The sequence below is a fragment of the Bacteroides sp. 1_1_14 genome (assembly GCF_000162515.1).
GTDB classification, from domain to species: Bacteria; Bacteroidota; Bacteroidia; order Bacteroidales; family Bacteroidaceae; genus Bacteroides; species Bacteroides thetaiotaomicron.
This window is the reverse complement of sequence record NZ_GG774706.1, coordinates 475964-492364: the sequence shown is the minus strand read 5'-3', so window position 1 is coordinate 492364 and position 16401 is coordinate 475964. Positions and strand designations below refer to the sequence as shown.

At 42.2% G+C, this 16401-nt stretch carries 13 protein-coding genes; 4 read left to right on the top strand and 9 right to left on the bottom strand.

All coding sequences use genetic code 11. From position 1 onward, the window contains the following. The first annotated feature begins 81 nt into the window (after positions 1-81). Positions 82-951 (top strand): hypothetical protein, encoded by an 870-nt coding sequence (locus HMPREF9007_RS10810; RefSeq protein ID WP_008761980.1) that lies wholly within the window; start codon positions 82-84, stop codon positions 949-951. 14 nt (positions 952-965) lie between these two features. Beyond that, a complete protein-coding gene (locus HMPREF9007_RS10815) occupies positions 966-3590 on the top strand; it encodes a hypothetical protein (protein WP_008761979.1) in 2625 nt (874 codons plus the stop codon). 75 nt (positions 3591-3665) lie between these two features. Here the strand turns inward: HMPREF9007_RS10815 and rpsO are convergent, their stop codons facing one another. Continuing rightward, entirely contained in the window at positions 3666-3935 is a 270-nt protein-coding gene (rpsO, locus tag HMPREF9007_RS10820; RefSeq protein WP_008761978.1) for a 30S ribosomal protein S15, read from the bottom strand. A 156-nt stretch (positions 3936-4091) separates the two neighbouring features. On the opposite strand from rpsO, the gene typA reads away from it, so the two are divergent. Continuing rightward, positions 4092-5891: a translational GTPase TypA gene (gene typA, locus HMPREF9007_RS10825; RefSeq protein ID WP_008761977.1), complete on the top strand. Its 1800-nt coding sequence runs from the start codon at positions 4092-4094 to the stop codon at positions 5889-5891. Positions 5892-5932: 41 nt separating this feature from the next. Here typA and HMPREF9007_RS10830 read toward each other — a convergent pair whose 3' ends face one another. The 4 genes from HMPREF9007_RS10830 to pckA form a co-directional block, all read right to left on the bottom strand. Continuing rightward, positions 5933-7261, bottom strand: coding sequence for a hypothetical protein (locus tag HMPREF9007_RS10830; protein ID WP_008761976.1), 1329 nt, complete (start codon positions 7259-7261; stop codon positions 5933-5935). An 82-nt stretch (positions 7262-7343) separates the two neighbouring features. Next, complete coding sequence (locus tag HMPREF9007_RS10835) at positions 7344-7868, bottom strand: chromate transporter (protein ID WP_008761975.1); 525 nt, start codon at positions 7866-7868, stop codon at positions 7344-7346. Then, on the bottom strand, positions 7865-8422 hold the full coding sequence (locus HMPREF9007_RS10840) for a chromate transporter (RefSeq protein ID WP_008761974.1): 558 nt from the start codon (positions 8420-8422) through the stop codon (positions 7865-7867). The genes HMPREF9007_RS10835 and HMPREF9007_RS10840 overlap by 4 nt, the downstream gene beginning before the upstream one ends. Before the next feature lie 131 nt (positions 8423-8553). After that, the gene (gene pckA, locus HMPREF9007_RS10845) at positions 8554-10161 is read right to left on the bottom strand and encodes a phosphoenolpyruvate carboxykinase (ATP) (RefSeq protein ID WP_008761973.1); all 1608 of its coding nucleotides are present in this window, start codon (positions 10159-10161) and stop codon (positions 8554-8556) included. A 281-nt stretch (positions 10162-10442) separates the two neighbouring features. Here pckA and upp point away from each other — a divergent pair, with 281 nt between their 5' ends. Next, the gene (gene upp / locus HMPREF9007_RS10850; protein WP_008761972.1) at positions 10443-11096 is read left to right on the top strand and encodes a uracil phosphoribosyltransferase; all 654 of its coding nucleotides are present in this window, start codon (positions 10443-10445) and stop codon (positions 11094-11096) included. A gap of 6 nt (positions 11097-11102) precedes the next feature. On the opposite strand, the gene HMPREF9007_RS10855 is transcribed toward upp, so the two are convergent. From HMPREF9007_RS10855 to HMPREF9007_RS10870, 4 genes are read right to left on the bottom strand one after another with little or no spacing between them, the layout of a single operon-like run. Beyond that, positions 11103-11975 (bottom strand): helix-turn-helix domain-containing protein, encoded by an 873-nt coding sequence (locus tag HMPREF9007_RS10855; protein WP_008761971.1) that lies wholly within the window; start codon positions 11973-11975, stop codon positions 11103-11105. Positions 11976-12014: 39 nt separating this feature from the next. Further along, positions 12015-13652, bottom strand: coding sequence for a hypothetical protein (locus tag HMPREF9007_RS10860; protein WP_016268872.1), 1638 nt, complete (start codon positions 13650-13652; stop codon positions 12015-12017). A 5-nt stretch (positions 13653-13657) separates the two neighbouring features. Next, positions 13658-14749: an HlyD family secretion protein gene (locus HMPREF9007_RS10865; RefSeq protein WP_008761969.1), complete on the bottom strand. Its 1092-nt coding sequence runs from the start codon at positions 14747-14749 to the stop codon at positions 13658-13660. Positions 14750-14773: 24 nt separating this feature from the next. Further along, positions 14774-16099, bottom strand: coding sequence for a TolC family protein (locus tag HMPREF9007_RS10870; protein ID WP_008761968.1), 1326 nt, complete (start codon positions 16097-16099; stop codon positions 14774-14776). Positions 16100-16401 lie beyond the last annotated feature (302 nt).

Below are 16401 nucleotides of genomic sequence, written 5' to 3'. Positions count from 1 at the left end.
TCATATTATCATTATTTTTTCCTTTCTTGCATAATCATAGATCATAAGTAGTTATTGTTAAGCCTCTAAAATATATAGCTTATGAACACACACAATCAATTCACAAGTAGTAAGGAAAGAATCCATTTACTATTAGTATTATTCCTCTCAATCATTTTTTGCAGTTGTACGAAGGAAGACAGCCCTGTTAGTATAGAAGCGACCAGTAAAGTGGTAACAACAAGAACGAGCCAGGACGAGTATTTTGAGCATGCAAAATTACCTCAGATTATTAAAATAGAATGGAGTCAATATATTCCATTTCCACCTTTGCTAAATATTCAGATACGACAAGGTCAAGGGAAATATGATCAGATTCAATTAGGAGCAAGTCGTGATTTTGATCCTAATCCAGTTGAATATTCCTTCTTTCCTGTCCGTGAAGTTTTGGTTCAAGAAGGAACCTATGAAACAATCCAAATACCTGTAACCGATCTACAACTTCCCGAAGGAGGAGGATATATTGCGGTTCGTGCTACCTGCTCAGAGTTAGTGTATGATCGACCATATCCTGATAAAGGCCCATGGAATCCCTATGCAAACTTCGTCGGATATGATTTTGATAAGCAAGAGTACACTTTCTCTAAAGTTAATTCAATGTATGGTTCTATTTGTTTTCGTTTTCCACCCGATATACCTTTCCCTATGGCATGCGATGTACTCATTACAGGCAGTGGTTATTGGGAACCCATTACGGTCTCTGCAGTCTATGATCCTTGGAATAAAGACTCCCCTATTCAATGGGGATACTTTTCTTATGATACAAAAGGAGATGAAGTATCATTTGCTTATCGCACAAATTATTCCAACTCCAGTCATTACGATGGCTCAACTGTTCATTTCGCAACAGTTAGTGATCAAACAAGTATAGTTATGCTAACACTTGACGTTCCCCAACCTTCAAGTTACTGATCATTCAAAATGTAATGAGAATACGCTCCATAATCATCACTTTCTGCCTCCTATCAAGTATAGCCGTGCAAATCCATAGCCAGCAAGTTGCGGATTCTATATTCGCAACTTACTTTGCCCGTTCTCAAGCCTACGCCGATGCATATCCACGCGAGAAAGCCTATCTGCACTTGGACAACACCAGTTACTACATCGGAGACACGATATGGTATAAGGCATACGTAGTAACGGCCGAGCAAAACCAGCCTAGCCCAATCAGTACCCCCCTTTATGTAGAACTATTAGACCAACTGGGAAATACTAGCGACCGACAAATCATACAGTTGCGGGATGGAGAAGGAGAAGGGCAATTCATACTGACCAAAGCCTTATTCTCCGGTTTTTATGAGATTAGGGCCTATACGAAGTGGATGTTGGCATTCAGTGAAAAGCAATATTTCTCGCGTACGATCCCTGTATATAGAAAACGGAGAAGCGAAGTAGACGAAAACCGGAGCATCATCACTTACCGAATGGATGAATCTATGAAGCAACGTCCGCGTTCAAAAGAAAAAGATTTCATGATTCGATTCTTCCCGGAAGGTGGACAATTAGTAGAGGGAGTGCCTTCAGTCGTTGCATTCGAAGCGACAAGTAAAGAAGAAGGTACAGTAGGCATTTCAGGAACTGTTTATGGGCCAGATGATGTAGAACTTACACAATTTACAACTCTCCACGACGGTATGGGATGCTTTACATACACCCCTACAGACAAACAAGCCAAAGCTGTAGTGACCTATCAAGATAAAAAATACTCATTTCAGCTACCGAAGGCTTTACCCCAAGGATATGTGCTAAATGTGGCGTCTAAAGAAAAAGCATTAGTCATCAAAGTTCTCAGAAATTCGACAAGTCTCAAAGATACACTGGCTTTATTCATATCACATCAAGGACGTCCGCTCATGTATCAGACCATTGATTTTAAAGATCAAACAGTATATCATCTCCCGTTATCCACTCAGGGATTGCCGAGAGGAGTCATACAACTCTCTTTAATGAATAGCAATGGGGCAACGTTATGCGAGCGCTTTTGCTATGTAATGCCTTCTCCATCTTTACAATTAACAGCCACATCCACCAATGCATTATACTATCCTTTTGAACCAATTGAGTATCATATCTCAATGAAAGACCATACAGGTCAACCAATACAAGGACATTTCTCCGTAGCGGTCCGGGATGCTTTAAAATCAGACTTCCAACGGTTCGATCAGACAATTTACACAGACCTTTTACTTACATCAGATCTGAAAGGATACATTCATCAACCTGGATATTATTTCGCAAACAATTCTCCCAGACGAAGAGTGGCATTAGATAATCTGTTGATGATTCACGGATGGAGAAAATATGATATAAGCCAAGCCATCAGTGCCACTCCAGAAATACCAATCTATCTGCCGGAAACGAGACTGACTCTGCATGGGCAGGTAACATCTTTTCTGAGAAACAAAGAGCAAAAAGATATCTCTGTAAGCGTCATTGCCCGGAGAGATACGATATCAGCAGCAGGTACTACGGTCACAGACTCTTTGGGATTCTTCCACATTCCAATGGATGCCTTCAATGGTTCCATGAGTGCGGCTATTCAAACTCGCCGTAAAGGAAAAAAGCTGAACCGGAAAACAAACATATCACTTTTCCGTAACTTTACACCCGAACTACGCAAATACGCTTACGAAGAGCTACATCCTAAATGGGAAGATATTAGCGGACTCAGTTGGTGGAGCAGTCTCTCCGACTCTCTTTATCTAGATTCAATTATGGGACACGACACTCATTTGTTGGATCAGGTAACGATTAAAGCCAAACGTACGAAATACAAAAAAATTCTAGCTTTCGAGCAATCTGTAAGAGCTTATTATGATATCCCTAAGGAACTGGATCGAATGCGCGATGAAGGAAAATTCATGGACTATTTCCCTTGGCTAATGACCACATTAAATCCCAATATTCAAGTGAAGTCTAAGTGGAAGGGAGATCCACCATTTATAACCATGAAATACAAGAATCATTATATACTATGCGTCATAAATGGAGTTCTTTACTCAACATTTGATCGGGAGCTTTTTATAGATAAAAATATCGATGCGATAAAATCTGTTATGATTTGCGACGGCACGACAGCAAGTGCCGGAATTGATGACGACAGCGCTTATCACCTGAGCGACGAAAGTCTAAAAAATCACATGGAAACTTCCAGACTCTCTCCCTTTGAAGAAAAAGCCCTCAAAAGTTATCTGAACAACACAACTCCCTATAATCAACCGGGAAATCAATTTGCAATTTGCTATATCACTACCATCGACAATTGGGACCCGGAAAAGAAGTACCAATCACGTGGTATCCGAAACACACAGATCCAAGGTTACTCCCAACCCATTGAATTTTATTCACCCTATTACCCGGATATCAGTAAAGGACAAGGCAATGACCACCGCCGTACAATCTATTGGAACCCTAAAGTTACCACCGACGAAAATGGAGTAGCCATCATTCGCTGTAATAATGCGAACTCGTCTACATTCCTGACAATTAGTTGTGAAGCACTATACAACGGACAGCCGGCTGCAATCAATGTGCACAGCATAAAATACTAATCCTTCATTGAAAGCCAATAAAAAAACCGTTTCTCAATGTGAGAAACGGTTTTTAATCTTTTCGCGGCAAGTAGATTACTTACGCAAACCAAGTTCTTTAACAATAGAACGATATCTTGTGATATCTTTGTCCTTCAGGTAATTCAGCAAACGACGACGTTTAGCTACCAACATTGTTAAAGCTCTCTCTGTACTATAATCTTTTCTGTTGAGCTTCATGTGCTCAGTCAGGTGAGAAATACGGTAGGAAAACAAAGCTATCTGCGCTTCAGTTGAGCCAGTATCAGAGTTAGACTTCCCGTACTTTCCAAAGATTTCTTGCTTTTCAGCTGCGTCTAAATACATAATTTTTAGAATTTTGATATAGTAAATTATTCTTTTGAGCGTGCAAAGATAGACATTATCTTTATATCTCACAACGTTTTACAAGAAAAAAATGGGGCTATTGCATTTATTTCTAATCCTATTTTCGTACCTTTGCAGCCAAATAATAGGTATTATATGCAAAATATTCGAAACATTGCAATCATTGCCCATGTTGATCATGGGAAAACAACGCTGGTTGACAAGATGTTGCTGGCCGGAAATCTATTCCGCAGCAATCAAAATAGTGGTGAACTTATCCTGGATAACAACGACCTGGAACGTGAACGTGGTATAACGATCCTTTCTAAAAATGTATCCATCAATTACAACGGTACTAAAATTAACATCATTGATACTCCGGGACACAGCGACTTCGGTGGTGAAGTAGAACGCGTATTGAATATGGCAGATGGCTGCATTCTGTTAGTCGACGCTTTCGAAGGTCCGATGCCCCAAACACGTTTCGTACTTCAGAAGGCACTGGAAATCGGTTTGAAACCAATCGTGGTAGTAAATAAGGTAGATAAGCCTAACTGCCGCCCTGAAGAAGTTTACGAAATGGTTTTCGACCTGATGTTCAGCCTCAACGCAACAGAAGACCAACTGGACTTCCCCGTTATTTACGGTTCCGCCAAAAATAACTGGATGAGCACAGACTGGCAAAAGCCGACAGATACCATTACCCCGCTACTGGATTGTATTATTGAAAATATTCCTGCTCCCGAACAACTGGAAGGTACTCCGCAGATGCTGATTACTTCTCTGGATTATTCTTCTTATACCGGTCGTATTGCCGTAGGTCGCGTACATCGCGGTACCTTGAAAGAAGGAATGAACATCACGCTGGTAAAACGTAATGGCGATATGTTCAAATCTAAAATTAAAGAGCTTCATGTATTTGAAGGTTTGGGACGTGTAAAAACAAACGAAGTTTCATCAGGAGATATCTGTGCATTGGTAGGTATCGAGGGTTTTGAGATCGGAGATACGGTCTGCGATTTCGAAAATCCGGAAGCATTACCGCCAATTGCTATCGACGAGCCGACGATGAGCATGCTATTTGCCATCAATGACTCTCCATTCTTCGGAAAAGACGGTAAGTTCGTGACTTCACGCCACATCCACGACCGTCTGATGAAAGAACTTGATAAGAATCTGGCACTCCGTGTAAGAAAGAGTGAGGAAGACGGCAAATGGATTGTTTCCGGCCGTGGCGTACTTCACCTTTCTGTATTGATCGAGACCATGCGTCGTGAAGGATACGAACTGCAGGTAGGTCAGCCACAGGTTATCTTTAAAGAAATCGACGGCGTCAAGTGCGAACCGATCGAAGAACTGACAATCAACGTACCGGAAGAATATTCAAGCAAGATTATCGATATGGTTACCCGCCGCAAAGGTGAAATGGTGAAGATGGAAAATACGGGCGAACGTATCAACCTTGAATTCGACATGCCTTCACGTGGTATCATCGGTCTTCGTACCAACGTACTGACTGCTTCTGCCGGTGAAGCTATCATGGCACACCGTTTTAAAGAATATCAGCCGCACAAGGGAGAAATCGAACGCCGTACCAATGGCTCCATGATCGCAATGGAAAGCGGAACTGCTTTTGCCTATGCCATCGATAAATTGCAGGATCGCGGTAAGTTCTTCATCTTCCCACAGGACGAAGTATATGCAGGCCAGGTAGTAGGAGAACACTCCCATGACAACGATCTGGTTATCAACGTTACAAAATCCAAAAAGCTTACCAACATGCGTGCTTCCGGATCTGATGACAAAGTTCGTCTGATTCCGCCTGTTCAGTTCTCACTCGAAGAGGCATTGGAATACATCAAAGAAGATGAATACGTAGAGGTAACTCCAAAAGCAATGCGTATGCGCAAAGTCATTCTGGACGAAATCGAGCGTAAACGCGCGAACAAATCGTAAGCAATAGCCCGAGATAATGCAGAAAGCCCGCCGGATTTTATCTAGCGGGCTTTTTCTATTTCCAGTTCATGCATATTAAGCAACTTCTTTACGATCCAGTAGCCAACCCTAGCTTCTGATATACCTTTGAGCAACCGGTGAGGACATACAAAATGATCCTCCCTAATCTCAGCTTCCATATAGTAAAAACAGCAAGAGCAATCATGTTCAAAGGCTTTCGCATATTCAAGGATATGCGTCGATATCAAGAAATGGCAATGTGGAAAGTCCCTGAGCAACTCATTTACTGCAACGGAAGCTTCAAACGCATCTTTCGCATTAGTTCCCCGAAACATCTCATCCAGCACTACCAGGCATTTCTTTCCGCTCCCCACCTTTATCAGTATTTCTTTAATCCGAAGCACTTCTGCCATAAAATGGCTCCGTCCGTCCCTCAAAGAATCAGGCAAATTAATAGAAGTATATATACCTTCATAGACCGGACACGTCATCGATTCGGCAAAAACAGGCAATCCGCAATGCGCCAGCCATACAGCCAGAGTCAACGCCTTCAGTGTGGTGGATTTCCCCGCCATATTGGAGCCGGTAAAAAGCGAAATGTTTCCCTGAGACATCTCCCAATTATTTCTTTGCGCATTCTTCACGAACGGATGCACCACTCCCTCTACAGAAAACTCCATCGCCTGCACCATTTTAGGAGTACAATTGAGCTTCTTTTCCCTCGCAATCCGATGTGCCGTTCTGCAAACATCCAGCAAATAAATAATGGATAACAATTCCTTTATAGACAAAAGACGAGTACAACGAAACAAATAATCGTATTTATCGACGGCATAAATTGACAAACGGGCTTTTTCGTCGGAAGTCTGCTCCAGTACTTCCTCCAGTTCGCTTCCATACAAGATCCCCCGTATAGTGCCGGCCGCTTCCTTCAACAGTTTAGGCATATTATCCCTCGCTCCTGTCACCCATTCTTTCAAACGATGAAGCATGTGAACAACGAGCTTCACACCTCTGCAAATCACATAACGATTAGGGTCATATCGCACCAGACGGTCAATAAGTCCGGCACAAGTAAATAAGATATTGTTCCTCCTTATCTGATCCCGATACCCTAGATAATATTCGATAAAATCCAGTTCCTCCTCATTCAGGGGAAGATCCGGCAGGAACTCCCAGTCAATCGCTTTCTGGCGTTTACAGATAGTCTCCCAATCACTTAATGGATACATAATCCATTCCAGCATCAGAGATTTCCCTTGTTTTGTTTCCGTTTTCATAAACAAGGAACAAAGGGGCTGCTCGTCATACACGCTTTCCGTTATGCTTAAATCTGCATAGGTTTGCTTATCGGTATCCAGATACACCATAAATCTGTTTTTTTATCCAACTTTCACAAAAATAGACAAAGTAATGACAGACAAGCAATAACGTTCCTTATAATAAGTTTTTTTAATACAAGATCACCCCCACCAGACCTGCCAGACAAATCAGCAGAATAGGATGCAAATCCCATTTCCAGGTGATAAGGAATGCTCCTGCAAAAATCCCTATACTTTTATAATCAATAAAATTCTCCCTGTTCATCATCAACAAGGCAGCCGAGGCAATCAATGCCACTGACATGGGAAGCAAACCGGACATCGCTGCTTTTATGTATTTATTATCCTTGCATTTCGCAAAGAAATAGGAAATGAGCAATACGAGAATAAAAGAGGGCAGACACACCGCTACGGTAGCAAGTACCGCTCCCCATACACTGTGTGTCACTGCATAGCCCACATAAGTAGCACTATTAATTCCAATCGGCCCCGGAGTCATCTGCGAAATTGCCACCACATCCGTAAATTGTTGGGGAGTCAGCCAATGGTGGAGATCTACAATTTCATGCTGAATCAACGAAAGCATCGCATAACCACCTCCGAAACCAAACGTACCTATCTTCAGATACACCCAAAGTAACTGTAAATATATCATGCCTTTATATCTTTAATCTTATTTTTCAACCACAGAGTATACACTAATCCACCGGAAATCCCCGCCAATACCACATAAATAGGAGAAAGCCCGAATTGCCAGATCAGTACTGTGGCAATCACAGGAGCTATCAGTTGCACATACTTCAAATGCAAAGCTCTGACCGCAGATATACAAGGAAACAAAATCAGCGCCACTACAGCCGGACGTATCCCGTTAAAGATACGAATCATCACCTCATTGTCCTGAAAACGGGCAAAGAACATGGCAATCAACATCATAATGACAAATGAAGGGAGAATAGTCGCCAACGCACAAACCAGACTTCCGCTAACCTTATGAAGTTTATATCCCACGAAAATGGATATATTTACCGCAAAAACTCCGGGCAACGATTGAGTCAAGGCAAACATTTCCATAAATTCGTCCTTGCTCATCCAGTTTTTCTTTACTATTTCCCGTTCTATCAAAGGAATCATGGCATATCCCCCGCCAATGGTAAACATACCAATTTTCGCGAATGTACAAAAGAGTTTTAAATAAGTAATAATCATGTATTTGTCAGCGTTTTATCGAACATAATTCAGATTAACAAAGATACAAAATCACCTTCATATAAACAAAAAAAGGCGGCTCCTTTCGGAACCGCCCACATTTTGCATTACATATCTATTGCCTAAAAGGCTTAGAGTTTCGGACCAGCAGCAACTAAAGCCTTACCAGCTTCGTTACCTGTAAATTTAGCGAAGTTCTTGATGAAACGTCCAGCCAAATCTTTTGCTTTTTCTTCCCATTGGCAAGCACATTCGTAAGTGTCGCGTGGGTCAAGGATCTTCGGATCAACACCCGGAAGTTCTGTAGGAACAACAAAGTCGAAGTAAGGCATAACCTTAGTAGGAGCTTTGTCGATAGAACCGTCAAGGATAGCGTCGATGATACCACGAGTATCTTTGATAGAGATACGTTTGCCAGTACCATTCCAACCAGTGTTAACCAAATATGCCTTAGCACCAGTTTTTTCCATCTTCTTCACCAGTTCTTCACCGTATTTAGTTGGGTGCAGTGACAAGAAAGCAGCACCGAAACAAGCCGAGAATGTCGGAGTCGGTTCAGTGATACCACGTTCTGTACCAGCCAATTTAGCTGTAAAACCAGACAAGAAGTAATATTTAGTTTGTTCTGCGTTCAGGATAGATACCGGAGGCAATACACCGAATGCGTCAGCTGACAAGAAGATAACTTGTTTAGCATGAGGACCTTTAGACACCGGTTTAACGATGTTTTCGATATGATAGATAGGATAAGAAACACGAGTGTTTTCAGTTACTGACTTGTCAGCGAAGTTGATTTCGCCTTCAGCGTTAACTGTACAGTTTTCCAACAAAGCATCGCGTTTGATAGCATTCCAGATGTCCGGTTCGCTTTCTTTATCCAAGTTGATAACTTTAGCGTAGCAACCACCTTCGAAGTTGAATACACCTTCGTCATCCCATCCGTGTTCGTCATCACCGATCAACAAACGTTTCGGGTCAGTAGACAAAGTAGTCTTACCTGTACCTGACAGACCGAAGAAGATAGCTGAGCTCTTGCCTTCTTTATCAGTGTTAGCAGAGCAGTGCATAGAAGCCATACCGTTCAAAGGCAATAAGTAGTTCATGTAAGAGAACATACCTTTCTTCATTTCACCACCGTACCAAGTATTCAGGATAACCTGGATCTTTTCAGTCAAGTTGAATACAACTGCAGTTTCCGAGTTCAAGCCCAGTTCTTTGTAGTTTTCAACTTTAGCTTTAGAAGCGTTCATGATAACGAAATCAGGTTCACCGAAGTTAGCCAATTCTTCAGCTGTCGGACGGATGAACATGTTTGTTACGAAGTGAGCTTGCCATGCTACTTCCATGATGAAGCGCAGTTTCAAGCGAGAGTTTTCGTTAGCTCCGCAGAAAGCGTCAACAACGAACAGTCTTTTGTTAGAAAGTTCTTTAGTTGCCAAATCTTTCACAGCTGCCCAACATTTAGCGTCAACTGGTTTGTTGTCGTTTTTGTATTCTTCAGAAGTCCACCATACTGTATTTTCGCTGGTTTCGTCTTTTACGAAGAATTTATCTTTAGGAGAACGTCCTGTATAAACGCCAGTCATTACGTTTACAGCGCCCATGTTAGTTACCTGGCCTTTTTCAAAACCTTCCAAACCTGGTTTTGTTTCTTCAGCGAACAAAACGTCATAAGACGGATTGTGCACAATCTCGGTCACACCTGTGATACCGTACTTGCTTAAATCTAAATTTGCCATTTTTTTTGAATTAATTAAAATTGGTATTTCGTTTTATTATCTCTTTTCACCTGAACATGAGGAGCTTTGGGTGCCTCCTTGTAAATCCGGGTACAAAAGTAATACTTTCTTTGAAAAGGAAGAAGGGATTAGAGAAATTTTTCCCTAATTGAATCTCTTTTATAAATTCCTAACAATATCTGCAAACTGAATATTGCAATTTGAAAGATTATCGTTTACTTTGCAAGCCAGAACGTTCTCAATACGATGAAAATGAGATTAAATTATGATTAAACTATAATATGAAAGTAATTGATTTTAGCCAAACAAATTCGATTCTAAACCAGTACATATCCGAAATCAGAAATGTAGAAGTTCAGAATGACCGCCTACGTTTCCGCCGTAACATTGAACGGATCGGAGAAATCATGGCTTACGAAATGAGCAAAGAGTTCCGATACTCAGTAAAAAACATCCGGACACCACTGGGCATTGCTCCCGTCAGCACACCGGACAACCAGCTTGTCATCAGCACCATTCTCCGCGCCGGCCTTCCTTTTCACCAAGGCTTCCTAAGCTATTTCGACGGAGCAGAAAATGCATTTGTGTCCGCCTATCGAAAATATAAAGATACCCTGAAATTTGATATACATATAGAATATATCGCATCTCCGCGTATTGACGACAAAACGCTGATTATCACCGATCCGATGCTGGCTACAGGCGGCAGTATGGAACTGAGTTATCAGGCCATGCTTACCAAAGGGCATCCCGCCGAAATTCACGTAGCTTCGATCATTGCCAGCCAACATGCAATCGATCATATCAAGAGCGTATTTCCCGAAGACAAAACAACCATTTGGTGTGCTGCCATCGATCCTGAAATCAATGAACATTCCTATATTGTACCGGGGCTGGGCGACGCAGGCGATCTGGCTTATGGAGAAAAAGAGTAATTTCGATTAAAGATTCCTTCGATATTGCTGCGGCGACATCCCCATTTGCTTCTTGAAGAATGTGCCAAAATAAGAAGCATTGGGGAAGCCGAATTCATTGGAAATCTCCTGAATATTTTTTTGCGTATTCTTCAACAAAGAGATACACTTACGGATAATCGCCTTGAATACAAGTTCCTGCACCGTATACCCACAGATGCTTTTGGAAAGAGCCGAAAGGTATTTCGGAGACAAACAGAGTTTATCCGCATAGAATTCCACACTCCTTTCCTGCATATAATATTGCTCTATCAACTGGATGAGACGGACAAATATCTCATTTTTCCGCCCGCCCGTTTCCTGTCCGGCACTAATCAATTTACGGTTATAGACCGAACAAATACGATAGGTCAGTGCCAGCAGAAGAAGTTTCTGCTCATAAAGGCTAAACGCACTCTCCTCCATTTCCAGCACACTGTCTATCAAAGACATATACTTCATAATCTCATCTTCCTCGCCGGTATTCCATACACAGGAAAGTTCAGGGGTAAGCTTCGAATACATATACATGGAAACCACTGAGTTACCGATAATGTCACGTATAGGTTCTATCTGATAGGCAAGAATAAGAATTTCCATATCTTCGGTCTCTTGAAACACTTGAAACCAAGACTCCTCATGGATAAACAAAGTCTCACCCGCCTTGGCAGAAGCGCACTTATTATCAAGAGAAAACTGGAAACTACCTTGCCGACAGACAATCAAACCAAGCCCCTGCATCAGAAAAGGTTCTTTCAAAGAAGATGGAAAACAACTGAGCACACCTCCCGAACTGCATATATTCCTCCCACTTTTCAGATCGCGGTCAAGCTGTAATAAACGTTCCTGCTGAGTATCCATAACACTGACTCACTGATAAATTACTATTGAAAAACGATACTAAGTTAGCAATTTTCGTTTGGGATAAGGCACTACGAGCACAAAAATCATACAAATAACGCCTGCATAAATAGTCCACCCTGCCATTTCTTTCACAGCAGAGAGCGTAGCCTGCACCTGTATCCGCCCCTTGACGGACATGGCAGCCATGTTATGCGCTTCCGTTTCACTCTTTCCCTGATATTGCATTCCCTGCACGGTATTGGTATACGAAGCAGAAGCTTCGGGGTTTACCAGATCAACATTTTGTGCATAACGGGTAATATAATGTTGCTGGCGCTCCTGTAGTACATTTGAATAAATAGCCCCTCCGATACCCGGTCCCAGTACCATACGGACGGTAAGCATGATGCAAATCCAGGTCGAAAGATATTTGAAAGGCATCCGCTGATTGGCATATGCTGCCGTCAATGCATATAAAATCATCATTCCGATGGTACGAATAATTACGGGATACTTCATTCGTTCGTAAAGTCCGGCTGTCTGCACTTCGAAGTACATGAATCCTGCCGACAATGCCAGAAAGAAAAAGCCAAGAGCAAAAAGATATTTCAGATGCACCCCTTTAGACCCCAATACAATGGAAATCAAGGCACCGATAAAATAACCGACCATACACCAGTTTGCCAGCGATGCATTCTGCAAATTATCCAGGTGCATCCCGACTCCTGCATACACATTGACAAACATCGCGCTGGAATTGATGATCATCAGCAATAAATAAAGCAAAGCCCCCATACGAATGGTACGCAGCCTCAACGCCCCCAAAATAAAGTAGGAAGACCGCCGGGTAACATCCATATAAAGAAAAATCCCAGCAAAAAGGATACTGATCGCCGTTGCCCAGCAAATAGATGGATCATCATACCAATCCAGCACCTTGCCATAAACCAGCACATAAGTGATGCACGTCAATGATATGCAAAATGCGGTCACATTGCCGAATTTGCGGAAGTTGATAGGGAAACGTCCGGCAAAACCATGATTAGGCATCGTAATGAACAGTATCAGAATGGACAGCAGCAGAATACCCATCATAAAATAATATACATATTTCCATTCGTATTCGAAAGCCAGCCAAGCCGTTAGCGCCGTACCCATTTGCCCCAGGATCATAAAAAACAGATAAACTACCGGCTGGCTGACACATTTTTCGATATCCAGTTTATTCCATCCCGTCGCGTCTTTCGGTTCCATGCCGGGAGTAATATTACGCGTTGCCTCCATGCCAAAAGCATATTTGATCAGCGTAAACAGATTGACCATCATCAGTACCATACGCAGGAACCCTGTCAGCAGGCTGCAGAGTGCCAGCAAAAAGATACTGTCGGTTTTGGCACATACATAGCTGAATACATACATCAGTGCAAAACCTGCGATACACATCAGTTTCTCCCGTCGTATACAAACCAGTTCATACAAGAAGGGAGCAAATGCCGCCATACCGATGGAAGTCACAAAATTGGCAAACTGAATATGCTCGGAAATAATACCCAAGCCGCTCATCATCTCGGTACTGTTCACGGAGTATACCCCGCCCACCGAAAGAATCGGCAGGAAAAAGAACAGCAGAATAATAATACCTATCGGTTTGGGCACCCAATTGTAAAAAGGATAATTTCTAGGACACGAAGGCATGGCTATCAGAGTTTAGCTTTTACTACTACCATCATACCCGCCGCCAGCTTATCATTATCTTCCTTCGATAAATCCGTAAAATCAATACGGACAGGGATACGCTGCTGTATTTTCACAAAGTTTCCGGCAGAATTGTCAGTCGGCACCAACGAATATTTAGAACCTGTCGCTCCGGAAATAGCAGTCACTTTGCCTGTAAACTCTTTCTTACTGATAGCATCTACCGTGATAGCCACCTTCTGCCCGATGCGGAGATTCTCTATCTGCGTTTCTTTATAATTAGCAATAATCCATTTTTGTGTATCGGGCAAAATATATGTAATGCATTGCCCTGCTGTAATGAACTGCCCTTCTTCCAGAGAACGTCTGCCTAACTTGCCATCGCAAGGAGCCAGTACAACCGTATACGAAAGATTCAGCCGTGCCATTTCAAGCGCAGCCGTAGCACGCTGGATGGCAGCTTCCGTATTCTCACGACGGTGAGATACTTCATTCACTCCCGAAAGAGCCGCCTCCCGCTGGCGCCTGGTTGCTTCCAGCTTCTTAAAGGTAGCTTCATACTCTGTTGTAATCTGTTCCAACTGGATAGGTGTCGCCGCATTTCGTTTGACCAAATTTTCATACCGCTGACGGTCTTTCTCCAGTTTTGCTAGCCGGATTTCTATTTCAGCTATAGACGCATCATACACAGATGCAGTCGTTTGTGTAGTCTGCAAGGTAGCATTTATCACAGTGGCGCCTGCCTGCGCATCCTTCAATGCAGCCTCAGCTTCCATCACCCGGATTTTATATTCGCGGTCGTCCAGCACCAGCAAGGTATCACCTTTGCGTACCTGCTGATGTTCCGTAAAATAAATCTTATTAATATAGCCCGATGCACGCAGATTGACAGGCGACACATATTGCTCTATCTGCGCATCATTACTGGTTTCCGTCTGCTTATAGCCCAGAAAGAGAAAAACAATTTCAATTACTCCCCAAACAATCACAGCAACTCCAAACAGACTTACTATAATCTGCCAGCGGCGTAATTTTCTCATTTTCTTAGCTTTCTCCTGATGCGTACTGGAGACTGTATTATTTTCCATTGTTTCCATATGAATGATTCAATTAGTTATCTGTTATTTGAACAAGGATGAGATCTGTCCGGTTAGTTTCAGTAACATCAGGTTGGTCACCCGATAATTATAATGTGCACTAATGTAGTTGTTCTGTGCCTCGCTCATCCGCATTTCATCCTGCAGAACTTCAGTCATTGAAGTGATTCCTTCCCGATAGCGGTCGGTAGTAACCGTATACACTTCTTCGGCAAGCAGATAATTGTCTTTCTGTTTTTTAAAGTTCCGCTGGTTATTCATCAAGTCATTTACAGCATTCAAATACTGTGTTTGCAGATTCTTCCGTGTATCCAACCGTGAAAGTTTCATGGTTTCGATATCGATCATTGCTTTCCGGATCTTATACTTCTTATCCAAGCCATCAAAAATAGGAATACGCAAAGTCAGTCCCACTCCATAAGAACGGAACCAATGATTGGACGGACCGGAATGAAACCAATGATAAGCCTCATCAGTATAAGCGGCAAACCTCCAGTTTCCCGTCAGATTGAGAGAAGGAATATAGCCATTACTGATCAATCGTTTCTGCCGCTCTGCCAGCTGCACCTGTGATTGGAGCAACTGAAGCTCATAGAGGTTTTCCGACAGTCCGGTCAAAGCAACCGTAGCGATACTATCCGTATTGACCGGCAACAGGCCGATTTCTTTTTCTGCCGGATAATCCATGATGTACTTCAGCATATTAAGCTGCTGCGTCATCATCGCCTGCGCATTGTCATACTGTACTTTCAGATTTTCCAGATTGATATTCACCCGCTTCAAGTCAACTTCCATTGCCATTCCATTATCAAAGAAAGCCTGTGTGATATCTCTCAGTTCTTCCAATCGGGTGATATTGGCTTTTATCAATGCAATCTGTTCCGCAGTAACCTGTCCCAGATAGTACATTTTACTGATCTGCAAGATCAAATCTTCCCGTGCCTTTTCATACGAAAGCCGGCTCATCTCATCCACAATCTCTGCTATGGAAATCGAAGTATAGAGAGTCTGATTATAAAGTGGCATCTGCAATTCTATCCCGGCATTGGCACTATATTGCAACGTTCGGGTAATATTATAAGGTACTCCATAGGAAGAACCGTCAGTTACTGAGACAGGCGGATCGATATTATCATTAAAGTTGGCAAAGCCATTGATTTGCGGCAACAGCTTCACCCGATTCTCCGAAATGCCATACTTACTTTTCTGCATCGCTTTTCGTTTTCCCTGTAAAGAGAGATTGTTCTCAATCCCTATACGAAGGCAGTTCTCCAGAGTCAGAATATTCTGTGCGCCTCCATGAATGGCAAGGAGGCAAAAAAAGGTAAAAATGAACAATAGTCTTTTCATAATAATCGCTCTATATTCAGGCACAAATTTAATGGGTTGCGACAAAATGGGACTATCCATATATCGACTGTTTATGTTCATATTTTCCTTTTTCAGTCCTGATATCCACCTTAATTATTATAATATCACTATATTTAATAGACAAATCTTCGCCCTTTGTCGATTTCCTTTTCTTCTGTTTAAAGAACCACTTAACTTTGGAATATAAAATCAATTAACAGCAAAACAGCGTTTGTTTTTCATAATTTTTTAGTGAATGCATAAGCGGCTCTCTTCGGGATGAAGAGAGCCGCTTAAGGTAT

Bases quoted from the DNA above. Each gene is read 5' to 3' on its own strand.
- HMPREF9007_RS10810 (WP_008761980.1), top strand. From the start codon at position 82: ATGAACACACACAATCAATTCACAAGTAGTAAGGAAAGAATCCATTTA.
- HMPREF9007_RS10815 (WP_008761979.1), top strand. From the start codon at position 966: ATGAGAATACGCTCCATAATCATCACTTTCTGCCTCCTATCAAGTATA.
- rpsO (WP_008761978.1), bottom strand. From the start codon at position 3,935: ATGTATTTAGACGCAGCTGAAAAGCAAGAAATCTTTGGAAAGTACGGG.
- typA (WP_008761977.1), top strand. From the start codon at position 4,092: ATGCAAAATATTCGAAACATTGCAATCATTGCCCATGTTGATCATGGG.
- HMPREF9007_RS10830 (WP_008761976.1), bottom strand. From the start codon at position 7,261: ATGGTGTATCTGGATACCGATAAGCAAACCTATGCAGATTTAAGCATA.
- HMPREF9007_RS10835 (WP_008761975.1), bottom strand. From the start codon at position 7,868: ATGATATATTTACAGTTACTTTGGGTGTATCTGAAGATAGGTACGTTT.
- HMPREF9007_RS10840 (WP_008761974.1), bottom strand. From the start codon at position 8,422: ATGATTATTACTTATTTAAAACTCTTTTGTACATTCGCGAAAATTGGT.
- pckA (WP_008761973.1), bottom strand. From the start codon at position 10,161: ATGGCAAATTTAGATTTAAGCAAGTACGGTATCACAGGTGTGACCGAG.
- upp (WP_008761972.1), top strand. From the start codon at position 10,443: ATGAAAGTAATTGATTTTAGCCAAACAAATTCGATTCTAAACCAGTAC.
- HMPREF9007_RS10855 (WP_008761971.1), bottom strand. From the start codon at position 11,975: ATGGATACTCAGCAGGAACGTTTATTACAGCTTGACCGCGATCTGAAA.
- HMPREF9007_RS10860 (WP_016268872.1), bottom strand. From the start codon at position 13,652: ATGCCTTCGTGTCCTAGAAATTATCCTTTTTACAATTGGGTGCCCAAA.
- HMPREF9007_RS10865 (WP_008761969.1), bottom strand. From the start codon at position 14,749: ATGGAAACAATGGAAAATAATACAGTCTCCAGTACGCATCAGGAGAAA.
- HMPREF9007_RS10870 (WP_008761968.1), bottom strand. From the start codon at position 16,099: ATGAAAAGACTATTGTTCATTTTTACCTTTTTTTGCCTCCTTGCCATT.